We start from the raw sequence: 13835 nt of genomic DNA, 5'->3' as shown, positions 1-13835 counted from the left end.
CTTTGGTGGCCAGCTAATCTTCCGGTATGGAGCTGGCGCGTGGAGCGAACACAGTCGTTGAGGGAACTTCGCTGAAGGTGGCGGTGAACGGTAGCGCCCCGGGCACGGTAGACCTGATGGTGTTCCAGCTCGACGAACGGAACAAAGTACGGGACGACGCAGATTTTGTCTTCTTCAATCAGCCGGTCTCACCCGAAGGCGCGGTGCGCTTGGAGTCCGGCGGCGTCATCGAAATCGACATTGCGAGGTTGCCCGCTGACATCCATCAGCTGAGTGTTGCCGTGGCACTTGATGCGGCGGCAAACGGAACCCTGTCTGCTGTCGGGGGCCTTGGTGTCGTGGTGGAGCAGGTTGGTTCCACCGCCATCGTGGCTCAGGCTTTGGGGTTGACGAGTGAGAGGGCAGCGGTTCTCGTCGAGATCTATCGCCGCGGCGCGGGCTGGAAGCTGCGAAACGTGTCAGCTGGCTGGGACAGCGGATTGGCGGACCTGGTAACAGCATTCGGAGTGTCGGTCGACGAGGAACCGCAGGCTCGACCCGCCGGCTCTGCTGAAACGACAGACGGCATTCGGACCGTGCCCGACGAAGCCAAACTCTCCATGGTGAAGCGGGAGAAGCTGGACCTCCGAAAGCGCGAAGTGGCCAAGGTCCTGCTGACGAAGGGTGGCAACGGAATTCGGGCACGGGTGGTCCTGGTGATCGACAAAACCGGAAGTATGGCCAAGCAGTACCGCACCAGAGTGGTGCATCGTGTTGTCGAACGCATGATTCCCGTTGCGATCCAACTCGATGACGACGGCAAGCTGGAGCCGTACTTGTATGCAGTCAGCTTCGTCAAACTCCCCGAGATCTCTGTCCATGACGCGGAAGAGTGGTCGGATACCTACCTGCACTTGCGCGGCTCGCACGGCGGATTCAACTACGACAAGATCGGCGCCGCAAATCGTGAAGTGCCGATCATGACTGAGATTCTTTCCGGCCTGACACGTGGTTCGGCGCCGACGCTCGTCCTGTTCTTCACCGACGGTGGCTTCAGCGAGCGCAAGGAAATCACGAAATTGATGCGCGAAGCGTCTGGGCTCCCGGCCTTTTGGCAGTTCGTCGGAATCGGCAAGGCCAACTACGGAGTGCTGGAGAAGCTCGACGACCTCGACGGCAGGGTGGTCGACAATGCCGGATTCTTCGCGCTGGACGACATCGACACCGTCGACGACGCCCAGTTGTACACCCGTTTGCTGAGTGAATTCCCGGATTGGCACAAGGCAGCTGTAGCCGCGGGCATCACAACGCCGTGATTTAGCTGGTCGAAACCAACTGCGGTGCATTCTCTTTCAAGAATTCGTCGATGTGCGCCCAGGTGGAGTCTCTCGCGGTGGGGCCGGCAACGAGCCCGAGGTGACTTCCCGGCGCCTTCTCGAACCGGACCGACGGCGCGCCGGTGAGGACCGACGTGATCGCTTCCACCGAAGCGATTGGTGCAATCACGTCAGTGGTGCCGCCGACCGCGAGAACGGGAACGCTCAGAGCTGACAGTTTGATCTCGCGTCCGGCAAGCGTGACGGTGTCGTTGAAGAGATTGTTGCCCAGCATGAGTTGTTCGCAGATCTGCTGAAAAGCCTTGCCAGGGTATCCAGGCATGGCTGCCATGAACTTGTCTATCGATTCCATGCGAGCCAGTGTCTCGGTGTTGTGGAGGTTGCGCATGATGAACCATGGCTTGAGAACTTCGCGCTGCAACGCCGTCACCTTGTAACTCGCCTGAACGAGTGGAGCAGGTAGTCCGCCGACAAGATTGGTCGCGGACGTGAGTGGGGTGTCGCCCGTGTATTTGCCGATCAGCCTCAAGGGGCTGATAGCGGGAATCTTCGTGTAATCGATTGGCGTTCCGATTGCCGTGATCGATGCGATCGGCAGGTCGGAGTGAGCGGAGCCCGTGAGCAGAGACATGGTCCCGCCGAGGCTCCACCCGATCAGCGAAACCGGTGCGCCGTCGTGTAGATCCGAGATCGTACGGATCGCTTCGGGGATGATGTCGTCGACCCAGGCCTCGAAACCCATCCCGCGGTCGGAGTACCGCATGGTCCCGTAGTCGAGGAGGTAGGGCGTGTTCGCCCCATCCAGTAGGTGTGCGGCGAGGCTTTGGCCCGCACGAAGGTCGTAGCAGTCGGCTGAAACCGCGAGGGGCGGTACGAGGAGAACCGGATTACCTCTTGGCCTCCACAATGCGCCGAAGCGATACAGATCGCGGTGTGGACCTTCGCTGATCAGTACGGACGGGGTGCGTTCGGTCTTCTCGACACCGTCGCCGAAGGAGAGTCCCCATGCATTGCGTGCTGCGGTGTCCAGCGTCGGACGCCACGTCGCGATCAAACCACTGATATCGAGCACTGGTTCCCCTCGGAGTCGAATCGGCGGACGGCCGAGTCAGCCGCGCTCGGTGTATGTTACCTGCCTTCACATACATCGACTTCGTGGGTGCAGAAACCCAGCTCGGCAACGGAGCCACCGTGCCGAGCTGGGTTGATCGGGGTGGTATGGCAGTGATCGGGTGGGGACGATCAGGCGGGGACGATCAAGCCGGTCGAGGCTGTGGCCGTCGCGTATCGCTGTGCAACGTCTTCCCAGTTGATGACGTTCCAGTAGGCCTTCACGTAGTCGGCCTTGACGTTCTTGTACTGCAGGTAGAAGGCGTGCTCCCACATGTCGAGCATGAGCAACGGAACGATACCGATGCTGATGTTGCCTTGCTGGTCGGTGAGTTGCTCGATGACCAGGCGCTGCCCGACCGTGTCGTAGGCCAGTACTGCCCAGCCGGACCCCTGCAAAGTGGTTGCTACAGCGGAGAAGTGGTTGACGAATGCGTCGAAGGTGCCGAAGTGCTCGTCGATTGCGGCTGCCAACTCTCCCTCTGGCCGCTCACCGCCGTTGGGGGAGAGGTTCTTCCAGAAGATGGAGTGATTGGTGTGGCCGCCGAGGTGGAAGGCGAGGTTCTTGCTGAGCAGCGGCGCCTTCGCGGTGATCGTGCCGTCTTCGCGCGCAGCAGCCAACTGCTCGATTGCGCTGTTGGCGCCCGCCACGTACGTTGCGTGGTGCTTGCTGTGGTGCAGTTCCATGATCTCGCCGGAGATGTGCGGTTCGAGAGCGGCGTAGTCGTAATCCAGTTCGGGGAGAACGTATTCAGTCATGTGACATGCCTTCCTTTGAGGAAATGTTGTGAGTCGAGAGATTTCGATAGGTTCGATCGTGATAGACGAGCGGCGCTGACACGTGCTGCGGATCGATGACGTCGACGACGCGTGCAGTGACGATCACTGCGGCGCCACATGTAGTGGCATTCAAGGGAACCGCACGCAGGGCGTGGCCTGTCCCATGTAGGAACGGTTCACCCGTCGAGAGAAACGACCAGGGCATATCGTCGCCGAAGCGCACGGCGCCCCGGGTTGCGAACGTGGAAGCCAGTCGTTCGTTCGCCGAATTTGCCAGGTGAACAACAAAACTGCGGGCGGAAGCGATGACGCTCGCAGAACCTCGCAACGACTGCAGTGAAAACGCCAGAACTGCAGGATCGGCGCTGATCGAGATCACCGACGACGACGTGATGCCGGCCGGGCCGTCATCGCCCGTTGCGGTGATGATCGAGACGCCGGCGGGATGGTTCCGGAACGCCTCGACGAAGGAGTTTCGGATGGACGGCTCCGCATCAACAGAGTCGTCCGAAACAGATTGGGTGCCAACCAGTTTTGTGGTCACTCCTCGCCCCTCTTCTGTCTCGGGTTTTGCTGCCGTTGCACTGTCTTGTGCAATACCGACGTTAAAACCTCGAGTGCAGTTGAGGTCAAGATGCTGTGGCGGACCTCACCGTCCGAGCTTGGCTGCCAGGCGTTCCATGTATCCGACAACCTCTTCGGGGCTCTTGTCCGGAGTGCCGAACATTGCTTCGGTGACACCGATGTCTTCCCAGTGGGCGAGCTTCTCCGAATCGGGTTTGCCTGCCAGGACGGTTATTTCAGGCTCGCCGACTCTACCTGCTTCGGCCCAGATCTTTCGGAGCAGTTCCACGTTTCTGTCGATCTCCTGCTCGATGGGTGTAGTGATCCACCCGTCGGCAGAATTTGCGATCCACTTGAAAGTCTTCTCGTTGCCGCCGCCGCCCAACAAGATGGGAGGACGGGGCTTCTGAACGGGCTTGGGCCAGGCCCAACTAGGCCCGTACTTCACGAATTGGCCGTCGTACGAAGCTTCTTCCTTCGACCACAGTTCACCCATGGCTTCGAGATACTCCCGGAGTGCGGTCCGGCGTTTGTTGGGCGGTACGCCGTGGTCGGCGAGTTCCTCTGCATTCCAGCCGAATCCGACTCCGAAAACCACGCGTCCGTCGGAAAGATGGTCCAGCGATGCGATGGTTTTCGCGAGAGTGATCGGATCGTGCTCGAGGGGGAGTGCCACCGAGGTGCCCAATCGGATGGTGCTCGTGACCGACGCGGCGGTGCCGAGGGCAACCCAGGGGTCGAGTGTGCGCATGTAACGGTCGTCGGGCAATTCTGCCGACTGGGTTCCGGGGTGATCGGAATCCCTCGATACGGGGATGTGAGTGTGCTCCGGAACGTAGAAGGCGTCGAATCCATTCGCCTCCGCAGCCTTTGCTGCATCGGCAGGGCGGATGCCGCGATCACTGGTGAACAGGCTGAGTCCGTAGCGCACTGGTTCTCCTTCGATGGTCCGTCGAAAAACTGTAACCTGTTGCATCTTCGTTCGGATAGGTTTCCAGCCCAGTAAATCGATTGCCGACGTGACCGGGGACGTGGTGAACTCGGGCGGACTTGTTGTGGGTCGAGAAGTGGATGCAGTAGAGGTGGATGCAGTAGTGATGGATGCAGCGGAGATGAATCGGTTGTCGTGGAATGCGGCGACCGTCGCTCACAACAGTCACAAAGGAGACCAGGCACAGTTCTTTCGCAACGGCGGGTCGACCTTGTATCCGGAAGAACTGGCGCTGCTCGGCGAGATCGACGGCTCCTCGATTCTTCATCTGCAGTGCAATTCCGGTCAGGATTCGTTGAGTTTGGCCGCTCTCGGTGCCGCGGTGACCGGCGTCGACATCGCGGATTCCGCGATCGACTTCGCCCGAACCTTGTCCGCGGAATCCGGAATTGCCGCCGATTTCGAGCGTGCCGATGTATCTGCGTGGCTCCGCGCTGCTGCCGCTGGCCAGAGAAAGTTCGACCGAGTCTTTTCTTCGTACGGAACGGTGATCTGGTTACCCGATCTCGACGAGTGGGCCGAGGGGATTGCCGGTGTTCTCGCGCCGAACGGTCGATTCGTTCTGGTGGAGTTTCATCCGTTTGCCATGTGTTTCGACGAGAAGTGGTCGCTGACATACCCGTACGGAGGCGGGACTCCCGTGACCGAACCCCGTGGCGTGGGCGACTACGTGGCAGATTCGGCCGATCTCGTCTTGCCAGGCGCTGAGGGAAAAGGAGTCGAGAACTTCGAAAATCCTTTCCCCTCATGTGAATTCAACTGGTCCATTTCCGAGGTGCTAGGAACATTGCGGCGCGCCGGATTGACGCTCGAGTCTTTCGACGAGTACCCGTACGCCAACGGTTGGCAAGGATTCGAGGAGATGGCTGAACTCGGCGGCAAGCGCTGGGGAGTCCCGGCCGGACGACCCGAGATCCCGCTCATGTATTCGCTGTCGGTTCGCTTGGCCGACTGACGCCTATTTCCCCCGCATTTGCGGGTAATTGCAGACACAGGTAGTAATTACCCCCATGCCCTCGACGCCACTGACACGACGCATCGCCGTCGACCTGTGCCGTCTTGGTGCCAACTGCTGTTGCTGTTGATTCCTTCCGACTCTCCTGAGTGAGAATGGCGCCGCTCTGTGCGCCTTCGCCCCTGCATATGCGCCCGTTGCTGCATGTGTGCCGGAATTTTCCGTACGTCGAGGAAGAACAGCGATGTCGACTCCTGTCGAAGCAATAGAACCAACATCAGTCACGGAACCGAACCGTGAGCCGCGTCGGCCGTGGACTTCGAGTGCGACCACTGTCGGACTGCCGGTGCTTTCCGTGATCGCATTCTTGGCCCTGTGGCAGGTCGCTGCCGCGAGCGGCACCTGGAGTGAGACCTTCGTGCCGTTCCCGAGCACGGTCTGGCATGCCTTCGTCAACACGATGACCACGCACGACGGAGTGCGCGGCTACCAGGGTTACCTGCTCTGGGAGCACCTCTACATGACGCTGCGACGGGTGCTGGTCGGTGTGATCATCGGCGTCGGATTGGGCGTGATCCTCGGTTTGGCCATGGGATCGGTGACATGGCTGCGGAGCCTGCTCGAACCGTGGTTGACGTTCCTGCGCGCACTGCCGCCCCTGGCGTATTTCTTCCTGCTGGTGATCTGGCTGGGAATCGACGAGGCGCCGAAGATTACGTTGCTGGCGCTCGCTGCTCTTCCGCCGGCAGCGGTGGCCACCACAGCTGCTGTGGTCGCGGCGCCGGTCGGACTGGTCGAAGCGGCTAGGGCACTGGGAGCCTCACGGGCGCAAGTGATCCGGGACGTCGTCGTCCCGTCGGCCTTACCGGAAACTTTCACGGGCATTCGGCTGTCGGTAGGTATGGCGTACTCGTCGGTGGTCGCGGCCGAACTGTTCAACGGCATACCCGGAATCGGCGGAATGGTCAAGGATGCAAGCAATTACAACAACACGCCGGTCGTGCTGGTGGGGATCTTTGCCATCGGATTCTCCGGCCTGATCATCGACGGACTGCTGCGGGCTGCAGAGCGCCGCGCCGTTCCCTGGAGGGGAAAAGTATGACTGACAATCAGAAACACGCCAGCAGCAATCTGAAGCGCAGCAGTAATTCGACGCGCAATGAAGGAAGGGCTTCCCGGACGGCGTTCACGGTGCTGATCGGCGTCCTTGCCCTTGTTCTCGGTGCGTGCTCGGTGGATCATTCGGGCCAGGATTCGTCCAAGGAAACAATCCGTATCGCTTACCAGTCGTTCCCGAGCGGCGACTTGATAGTCAAGAACAATCGCTGGCTCGAAGACGCACTGCCCGAGTACAACGTGAAGTGGACGAAGTTCGATTCGGGAGCCGACATCAACACCGCCTTCATCGCCGGTGAAATCGATTTCGGCGCAATCGGTTCGAGTCCGGTTGCTCGTGGCCTCTCGGCACCGCTGAACATTCCGTATCAGGTCGCGTTTGTTCTGGATGTGGCCGGCGACAACGAAGCCCTGGTGGCGCGCAACGCAACCGGAATCAAGACCGTCGCAGATCTGCGCGGCAAGAAAGTGGCCACGGCATTCGCCTCGACCGCGCACTACAGTCTGCTGGCAGCGCTGAACCAGGCCGGACTCAGTGCCGACGACGTCCAATTGGTGGATCTCCAGCCGCAAGCATCCCTCGCAGCCTGGCAGCGCGGTGACATCGATGCCGTCTACACCTGGCTGCCCACGCTCGACGAACTCCGTAAGGACGGAACACAGTTGATCGCCAGCCGTGAGCTCGCGACAGCAGGAAAGCCGACACTCGATCTTGGTGTGGTGTCGACTGCGTTTGCCAAGGATCACCCCGAGATCGTCGACACCTGGCGCCAGGTTCAGGCCCGCGCGCTCACGACGATCGCCACTGATCCGAACGCGGCAGCGGAAGCTGTTGCCGCACAATTAGGCGCCTCGAAGGACGACGCGGCAGCGCAGTTGAAACAGGGTGTGTTCCTCACTCCGGAGCAGATCTCCTCGCCGGAATGGTTGGGCACCGAGGGCGCTCCCGGGAATCTGGCAGTGAACCTGCAGAGTGCAGCGCAATTCCTGGCCGAGCAGAAGCAGATCGACAGTGTGCCTGATCTGGCGGTCTTTCAGAATGCTCTCTATGTGAAGGGGCTTCCCGATGTCCTTGACCAGTAGCGTGACCGCACAGCAGGCCTCGGGAGGATTCGCTGCCGACCGCCCGGGCGCGATCCGAATCGACACCGTCTCGCACAGGTACGGCCACGGTCGAGAGTCCGTCACGGCACTCGGGCCCGTATCGATCGACGTCACACCTGGTGAGTTTCTGGTTCTCGTCGGAGCGTCGGGTTGCGGCAAGAGCACATTGCTGCGGCTGATCGCGGGTTTCGAAAATCCTTCCAGTGGAACGGTTCAGGTCTCCGGATCCGACCCGATTCCCGGGTCGAGTGCGGGAGTGGTGTTTCAGCAGCCACGGCTCTTTCCGTGGAAATCGGTGGGCGGCAACATCGATCTGGCACTCAAATACGCCGGCGTTGCGAAGAGCGAACGCGGGCAAAGGCGTGACGAGCTTCTCGACCGCGTCGGTCTGGTCGGCACTGCGGACCGGCGTATCTGGGAAATCTCCGGCGGGCAGCAGCAGCGGGTGGCAATTGCTCGTGCCTTGGCGGCCGAAACGTCGTTGCTCCTGTTGGACGAACCCTTTGCCGCGCTGGACGCCCTCACTCGCGAGCGTCTGCAGGAGGACCTGCGCAGTGTCAGTGCCGAATCGGGGCGAACAAGTGTCTTCGTCACTCACAGTGCCGACGAGGCGGCCTTTCTCGGCTCCCGCGTCGTAGTTCTGACAAGCCGACCGGGCAAGGTCGCGCTCGACCTGAAAATCGATCTGCCACGAACCGGCGTCGATCCCGACGATCTCCGAGGCTCACCCGAATACGCGGCATTCCGAGCCGAAGTCGGCCATGCGGTCAAGGTTGCAGCTGCAGCGTAGGTACCCTGCGCGTCGACTACCAGGTGGCTGCGTCGATAATGGGAAGGAGAACGTGCAGGACACGACGAACAAGGAGTGGTCATGGCAACTGAGGTGGAGTCCGGTGACCTCGTGCAGGCAGCCGGCCATGCGGGTCCGTGGACGGTAGTCGAAGTTCGCCAGGGGATGGCGCTGCTCGAACACAGTGACGGGCACAGGTTGTCGCGTCGAACGACGACGTTGACCGTCGTCCGCAAGGGCTCGGGCAAGAAGGCAACGGCCGTCGAAGACGGGAACGACGAAAACGGATCGCCAACTCTGTTCGACTGAAACCGCAGCTCGACTGAAACCGCAGCTCGACTGATCTTCCGTCAGTTCGAGACGGCGTCAGCTGGAGAAAATGTCGTCTACGCGTTTGTCGAAGTATTCGGCGATTCGGAACGCCAGTGACAGGCGTGGGTCGAAGTGGCCTTTCTCGATAGAGATCACGGTCTGGCGTGTGATGCCGAGCGCGTCGGCGCACGCTTGCTGTGACAATCCGGCTGCCGTACGAAGTTCTTGAAGGTTGTTGCGCATCAGATCTCGTCAGATCTCGAATGTGGGGTGCGGCCCCTCGACACTGCCCAGTACCGGATTCCGAAGTCGGCCAGCCCGAGGGCTGTAAACATTACGAGCGGCAGTTCGGGAGCGCCGAAGACATTGTGCGCGATCAGCGCGATCCCCATGGCAGTGATCAAGTCGGTGAACGCGCCGAAGCCGGCCTTGCGACTCCATTCTGTTTCGACGGTGTCCTCGGGGTAGGCGGGGGCCTTGTCGTTCTCCGATGGAAAAAGGGCCCACGCCGACCCGATACAAGCCGGTGCCATGACGATTGCGAAGACGATGAAGGCCAACGTCTTCCGATCATCGGCGGTCAATGCTGCAAAAAAGCTGAAGGCTAGCGTTGCAGCGACGCCGATACCGATGATCAGGCTCCACCGTGCCGTGGTGCTCATGAAGCCTCCCAGGCGTAAGAGTTCTTTGACATGCCTGAGCGTAGGTCTACGTGCGCTGGATGTCAAAGAACTCTTACATCGCGCTGAGGGTCAAGCGACCCCGAAAGGCGCTGCGTATGAAAACTTCCCCGTCTGATCGGGGCGGTGCGTGGTGAGGGTCCTGATCTGAAAGTGCTCGCCCCACTCGGCTTCCGGAGACTCGATCCCGGCGTCCGTGCTGGTGACGAACCCGAACTGCGGGTAGTACTCGGTGCTGCCCAGGAGTGCGAGCAGTGGCACGTCCAGAGCGTCGGACGCACCGATCACCGCGTGCATCAACGCCGAACCGACGCCGCTGCGTTGGTTGTCCGGTGTGACTGCCAACGGGCCGAGGCCAACCGCCTCAACGGGACCGACCCATCCGCGTGTTCCGATCACGAAACCAACGATCTCATCACCGGCGACGGCGACAAGGGACAACTTCGGTAAGTAGTCGTTCGAGGCGAAGAGTTGACGTGTCAGTTCGATCTCGTAGGGAGACTCGCCGGGCGGCGCTTGGTCGGCAAACGCCGCCCCGAGCAGTGAATAGATTGCGTCACGGTCGGAAGAAGTTTCGCGGCGGATGTACATGGCCACGAAACTACCCGCTTCATCTCCGATCGTGCTCCTCGTTTTCGGCCTGACGTGCCACTCGCTTTTCGTAAGCCGCACGCCCGTTCGGATCTACCGATGTCAGCGCGCGGCGATCGTCGATCACCCGGCGTCCGATGTTGATCATCCATTCGGGTATTACAGCGTCGATGAGGTCCCAGCCCGCAAGGTAACGCGGAACAGTAGTTTCGGCTCGCCGGTGCGCGACCGTGTCGACGACAGCTTCGGCCACGACCTCGGGTTCAACCGTCGGCATGCCCTTTCCGAGTGGCACACCGGAGGAGAGCCCGGTGCGCACCGCGCTGGGCAGGATGGCGCTGACGCTGACGCCGGAATCTGCGAATTCGACACGAGCAGAGGCGGAAAGGCCCACCGCACCGAACTTGCTTGCGTTGTACACGGCCATTCCTGGCACCGGTAGCTTGCCTGCCATGGATGCGATGTTGACGACGTGGCCGCGTCGCCGATCCACCATGCCGGGCAGCACGGTGCGCATCCCGTGAATCGGGCCCCAGACATTGACGTCGAGGGTTACTCGACTGGTGGCGTCGGACTCGTCGAGGAAGCTGCCGAGCGGCATCACGCCCGCATTGTTGACCAGAATGTCGATGTGACCGAATTCGCCGATCACTGTGGAGACGAACACATCCCAGGATTCGCGTGAGGTGATGTCCAGAGCGTACCCGCGGGCCCGTGCGCCGATGGATGCGGCGGTGTCGACGGCCGTCTCCTCGTCGAGGTCGCCGACGCAGACGAGTGCGCCGCGAGCTGCGAACAACTCCGCTGTGGCCCGGCCGATTCCGCGGCCACCTCCGGAGATGACGACGACTGCTCCGTCGAGATCGATCGGCGGGTAGGTGGTGCCGAAAAGGCTCATGTGGTGTACTCCGGTTCGGGGGTGGTGGTGGGCTCAGCGGCGGTGTCGTCTGACGCAGGGTTGTCGGACAGCGTGTGGTTGTAGGCGTATGGATCGAAGGCCCGTAGCCGTCGACGCATGGCTCCTGACGACCACGGCCAGTTGAAGCTGTTGCGGCCGTTGACGTCGAAGAAATAGCTTTCGCAACCACCGGCGTTGTAGACCGTGGTACCCAATGCCTCCTGAACTTGAGAGTTGAAGGCTGCCTGTACTTCCGGGCGCACGTCGATGGTTTTCCAGCCGTGCCGACGAGCGTGGCCGATCGCCTGTGCCACATAGTTCAGTTGGGCTTCCAGAATCATGAAGGCCGACGTGTGTCCGGTGCCGAGGCTCGGGCCCAGCAGAATGAACGCGTTGGGGAATCCGCTGACGGCGGAACCGAAGTACGCCCGCGGGCTTCCCTGCCAATGATCGTCGAGTGATCGACCTTCTCCGTCGAATACCTTTGATGCAATGGGCATGTCGAGGATGTGGAAGCCCGTTCCGAAGATGATCGCGTCCACTTCCGATTCCACTCCGTCGGCTCCGATCACGGTGTTGCCGTGGATCTCTTCGACTGCGTTGGCATGGACGGTCACGTTGGGTCTGCCGAGGGCCGGGTAGTACGAGTTCGACATGAGTAGTCGCTTGCAACCGAGGGTGTAGTCGGGAGTCAGCGCCTTGCGTAGCTTCGGATCGCGCACCTGCAAGCGCAATTGGGCCGACCCGAGTTTCTGCACGATACGCAGGATCCACGGATTGCGGAACCCCAATCCAAGCGCTTCCATGATTCCGTATTCGATGCTGCGTAGAGCCTTGTGCGCTCCCGGTACGAATCGCATGACGGACCTTTCGATCCGCGGTACGTAGTGATCGGGTTTGGGAAGGACCCATTGAGCGGTGCGTTGGTAAAGGTGAAGGGCGGACACGTCGGAGACGATGCGCGGCACGAATTGGACTGCGGAAGCGCCGGTACCTACGACGGCGACGCGCTTTCCGATCAAGTCGTAGTCGTGATTCCACTGCGAGGAATGAAACACCTCGCCCTCGAACGTTTCCAGCCCGGGGATCGCCGGCGTCAGGGGTTCGTTCCACGGGCCGGCGGCGGCTATCACGAAACGAGCAGTGAGTTCACCGCTGGAAGTTGTGATCTTCCAGAGTGATTGCGATGCGTCCCACTGTGCGGAGAGCATTTCGACCCCGAAGCGAACGTGCTTGTCGACCCCGTGGCGGACGGCCGTGTCCTCGATGTACTCGCGGATCTCCGGCTGCTCCGCGAACAGTCGGGTCCAATCCGGATTGGCGGCAAAGGAATACGAGTACAGGCCGGACGGGACGTCGCAGGCGCAACCGGGATAGGTGTTGGCGCGCCAGGTGCCGCCGAGGGAGTCCGCTTTCTCGAGCAGGACAAAATTGTCGATCCCGAGGCGCTGCAGGTGAATTGCTGCACCGATCCCGGAGATCCCGCCACCGATGATCACGACCTCGAAGTGGTCAGTTCTGTTGTTCACTGAGTCTGCGCTTTCACTGGTGGGACGGGGTGGAGTGGAACGGGCGCGCATCGAGTTCGCGTTTCACGCTCGCACGTGTTGTACGTAGGGATGATTCGAAGGTGGCGAGCCGCCGTCGGCCGTCCATGAAGTTGGCGCCCATGACGGCGAGATCGTCGTCGGTGGCGTCTATGCGCAAGACCCTGGTTCCCGCAGCGCGCACCAGTTCGATTTCCCGGTCGAGGCCCTTGGACATGGAGTTCCGCAGGGCGCCGCGTTCGATACGGGCGGCGCCGCGCGCCGGCTTCAGTGTTCGAGATGCCATGGGCGCCAGTACAACCAGCTCGTCGAGTTCGAGGGGGAGCAGGAGGTCTACCGATGCCGTGGACGCCGCGCCGCCGTCGATGTACCTGACGCCGTCGATGGTGACAGGTGGGAACCAGCCGGGAATCGCCCAAGACGCTCGAAGCGCTTCACCGACTGTCGCTTTCGGAGCCCCCTGTGCCCCGAACGCGACCCGTCGCCCGGTTCTGTAGTCCATGGATACCATGTACGCGCACGGATGTGGGAGCCACGAATCGCCAGGGGCAAGAGATTCGGCGAGCGTGGTGAGCCAGGACGGGTCGCCGCCACCACGCGGTGCGATACCGCTCATCCGGCTCAGAACGGGAAGATCTCGACGCGTCACCAGTCGTGGATTGCCGATCCCTAAACTCGGAAGTGGCGGGATTCTTCCGGGCGCCGATGCTGTGTGGGCGAGGAGTTCGGGACGTGCGGCGGGCTCTCCGAGTTGCATGGCTACCAACTCGTCGACGCCGACTCCGCTGCCGAGCATTGTCACGAACTCGGCTCCGGCGGACGTGCCGATGATGGCGGTGGCTTCGCGGGGATCCCAGTCGAGGGCGTCCCGAACCGAGGCGAGGGCAGCAACGGTCCAGGCGAACCCGAGGGTGCCGCCGCATCCGATTGCCAATCCCCGTCTAGGCGCGCTGTGTCGTCCGGACCCGGGCGCGGTGGTGCCGGTCACTTCTGAAGTCATATTTCGGAGACTATCAGTATCTGAATAACGTGGGTACCCCAAATTTGGGTTTCGGGAGTGCGCCTGCGGTGCGCTTCCGGT

16 protein-coding genes are annotated in these 13835 nt (G+C 61.4%); 6 read left to right on the top strand and 10 right to left on the bottom strand.

The features are described 5' to 3' along the window. Positions 1-26: 26 nt before the first annotated feature. The gene (locus RhoBH5_RS23795; protein ID WP_064113501.1) at positions 27-1295 is read left to right on the top strand and encodes a vWA domain-containing protein; all 1269 of its coding nucleotides are present in this window, start codon (positions 27-29) and stop codon (positions 1293-1295) included. A 1-nt stretch (position 1296) separates the two neighbouring features. On the opposite strand, the gene RhoBH5_RS23790 is transcribed toward RhoBH5_RS23795, so the two are convergent. The 4 genes from RhoBH5_RS23790 to RhoBH5_RS23775 all read right to left on the bottom strand — a co-directional run bounded on the left by RhoBH5_RS23790 (position 1297) and on the right by RhoBH5_RS23775 (position 4701). Beyond that, positions 1297-2388: an alpha/beta fold hydrolase gene (locus RhoBH5_RS23790; RefSeq protein WP_058226197.1), complete on the bottom strand. Its 1092-nt coding sequence runs from the start codon at positions 2386-2388 to the stop codon at positions 1297-1299. 170 nt (positions 2389-2558) lie between these two features. Next, positions 2559-3185, bottom strand: coding sequence for a superoxide dismutase (locus RhoBH5_RS23785; protein WP_003940303.1), 627 nt, complete (start codon positions 3183-3185; stop codon positions 2559-2561). Beyond that, complete coding sequence (locus RhoBH5_RS23780; RefSeq protein WP_064113504.1) at positions 3178-3750, bottom strand: flavin reductase family protein; 573 nt, start codon at positions 3748-3750, stop codon at positions 3178-3180. Before RhoBH5_RS23780 ends, RhoBH5_RS23785 begins: the two co-directional genes overlap by 8 nt. 105 nt (positions 3751-3855) lie before the next feature. Next, entirely contained in the window at positions 3856-4701 is an 846-nt protein-coding gene (locus RhoBH5_RS23775) for an LLM class F420-dependent oxidoreductase (RefSeq protein WP_064113505.1), read from the bottom strand. A gap of 88 nt (positions 4702-4789) precedes the next feature. On the opposite strand from RhoBH5_RS23775, the gene RhoBH5_RS23770 reads away from it, so the two are divergent. The 5 genes from RhoBH5_RS23770 to RhoBH5_RS23750 all read left to right on the top strand — a co-directional run bounded on the left by RhoBH5_RS23770 (position 4790) and on the right by RhoBH5_RS23750 (position 9035). After that, entirely contained in the window at positions 4790-5716 is a 927-nt protein-coding gene (locus tag RhoBH5_RS23770) for a class I SAM-dependent methyltransferase (RefSeq protein ID WP_042922313.1), read from the top strand. 244 nt (positions 5717-5960) lie between these two features. Next, positions 5961-6818, top strand: a complete 858-nt coding sequence (locus RhoBH5_RS23765; protein ID WP_003939782.1) for an ABC transporter permease — start codon at positions 5961-5963, stop codon at positions 6816-6818. Then, positions 6815-7915, top strand: coding sequence for a taurine ABC transporter substrate-binding protein (locus RhoBH5_RS23760; protein ID WP_058226194.1), 1101 nt, complete (start codon positions 6815-6817; stop codon positions 7913-7915). The genes RhoBH5_RS23765 and RhoBH5_RS23760 overlap by 4 nt, the downstream gene beginning before the upstream one ends. Continuing rightward, a complete protein-coding gene (locus RhoBH5_RS23755) occupies positions 7899-8726 on the top strand; it encodes an ABC transporter ATP-binding protein (protein WP_003940591.1) in 828 nt (275 codons plus the stop codon). The genes RhoBH5_RS23760 and RhoBH5_RS23755 overlap by 17 nt, the downstream gene beginning before the upstream one ends. Before the next feature lie 81 nt (positions 8727-8807). After that, a complete protein-coding gene (locus RhoBH5_RS23750) occupies positions 8808-9035 on the top strand; it encodes a hypothetical protein (RefSeq protein WP_007733785.1) in 228 nt (75 codons plus the stop codon). Between the two features lie 57 nt (positions 9036-9092). Here RhoBH5_RS23750 and RhoBH5_RS23745 read toward each other — a convergent pair whose 3' ends face one another. From RhoBH5_RS23745 to RhoBH5_RS23720, 6 genes are all read right to left on the bottom strand, one after another. Beyond that, positions 9093-9281 carry a helix-turn-helix transcriptional regulator gene (locus RhoBH5_RS23745; RefSeq protein ID WP_003940277.1) on the bottom strand — a complete coding sequence of 63 codons (189 nt, stop codon included), beginning with the start codon at positions 9279-9281 and terminating at the stop codon, positions 9093-9095. Continuing rightward, positions 9281-9700, bottom strand: coding sequence for a hypothetical protein (locus tag RhoBH5_RS23740; protein WP_058226193.1), 420 nt, complete (start codon positions 9698-9700; stop codon positions 9281-9283). Before RhoBH5_RS23740 ends, RhoBH5_RS23745 begins: the two co-directional genes overlap by 1 nt. A gap of 90 nt (positions 9701-9790) precedes the next feature. Continuing rightward, positions 9791-10309: a GNAT family N-acetyltransferase gene (locus tag RhoBH5_RS23735; RefSeq protein WP_003940356.1), complete on the bottom strand. Its 519-nt coding sequence runs from the start codon at positions 10307-10309 to the stop codon at positions 9791-9793. 19 nt (positions 10310-10328) lie between these two features. Then, positions 10329-11207, bottom strand: a complete 879-nt coding sequence (locus tag RhoBH5_RS23730; protein WP_270008859.1) for an SDR family oxidoreductase — start codon at positions 11205-11207, stop codon at positions 10329-10331. Further along, entirely contained in the window at positions 11204-12736 is a 1533-nt protein-coding gene (locus tag RhoBH5_RS23725; RefSeq protein WP_058226191.1) for a flavin-containing monooxygenase, read from the bottom strand. The genes RhoBH5_RS23730 and RhoBH5_RS23725 overlap by 4 nt, the downstream gene beginning before the upstream one ends. A gap of 13 nt (positions 12737-12749) precedes the next feature. Continuing rightward, positions 12750-13754, bottom strand: coding sequence for a patatin-like phospholipase family protein (locus RhoBH5_RS23720; RefSeq protein WP_042451435.1), 1005 nt, complete (start codon positions 13752-13754; stop codon positions 12750-12752). Positions 13755-13835 lie beyond the last annotated feature (81 nt).

Origin of the sequence: Rhodococcus sp. BH5 (assembly GCF_027583855.1) — a bacterium.
GTDB classification, from domain to species: domain Bacteria; phylum Actinomycetota; class Actinomycetes; order Mycobacteriales; family Mycobacteriaceae; genus Rhodococcus_F; species Rhodococcus_F qingshengii.
Note: the sequence above shows the minus strand (reverse complement) of the source record. Positions and strands in the feature narration are given on the sequence as shown.

Bases quoted from the DNA above. Each gene is read 5' to 3' on its own strand.
- RhoBH5_RS23795 (WP_064113501.1), top strand. From the start codon at position 27: ATGGAGCTGGCGCGTGGAGCGAACACAGTCGTTGAGGGAACTTCGCTG.
- RhoBH5_RS23730 (WP_270008859.1), bottom strand. From the start codon at position 11,207: ATGAGCCTTTTCGGCACCACCTACCCGCCGATCGATCTCGACGGAGCA.
- RhoBH5_RS23750 (WP_007733785.1), top strand. From the start codon at position 8,808: ATGGCAACTGAGGTGGAGTCCGGTGACCTCGTGCAGGCAGCCGGCCAT.
- RhoBH5_RS23765 (WP_003939782.1), top strand. From the start codon at position 5,961: ATGTCGACTCCTGTCGAAGCAATAGAACCAACATCAGTCACGGAACCG.
- RhoBH5_RS23755 (WP_003940591.1), top strand. From the start codon at position 7,899: ATGTCCTTGACCAGTAGCGTGACCGCACAGCAGGCCTCGGGAGGATTC.
- RhoBH5_RS23785 (WP_003940303.1), bottom strand. From the start codon at position 3,185: ATGACTGAATACGTTCTCCCCGAACTGGATTACGACTACGCCGCTCTC.
- RhoBH5_RS23760 (WP_058226194.1), top strand. From the start codon at position 6,815: ATGACTGACAATCAGAAACACGCCAGCAGCAATCTGAAGCGCAGCAGT.
- RhoBH5_RS23720 (WP_042451435.1), bottom strand. From the start codon at position 13,754: ATGACTTCAGAAGTGACCGGCACCACCGCGCCCGGGTCCGGACGACAC.
- RhoBH5_RS23740 (WP_058226193.1), bottom strand. From the start codon at position 9,700: ATGAGCACCACGGCACGGTGGAGCCTGATCATCGGTATCGGCGTCGCT.
- RhoBH5_RS23745 (WP_003940277.1), bottom strand. From the start codon at position 9,281: ATGCGCAACAACCTTCAAGAACTTCGTACGGCAGCCGGATTGTCACAG.
- RhoBH5_RS23735 (WP_003940356.1), bottom strand. From the start codon at position 10,309: ATGTACATCCGCCGCGAAACTTCTTCCGACCGTGACGCAATCTATTCA.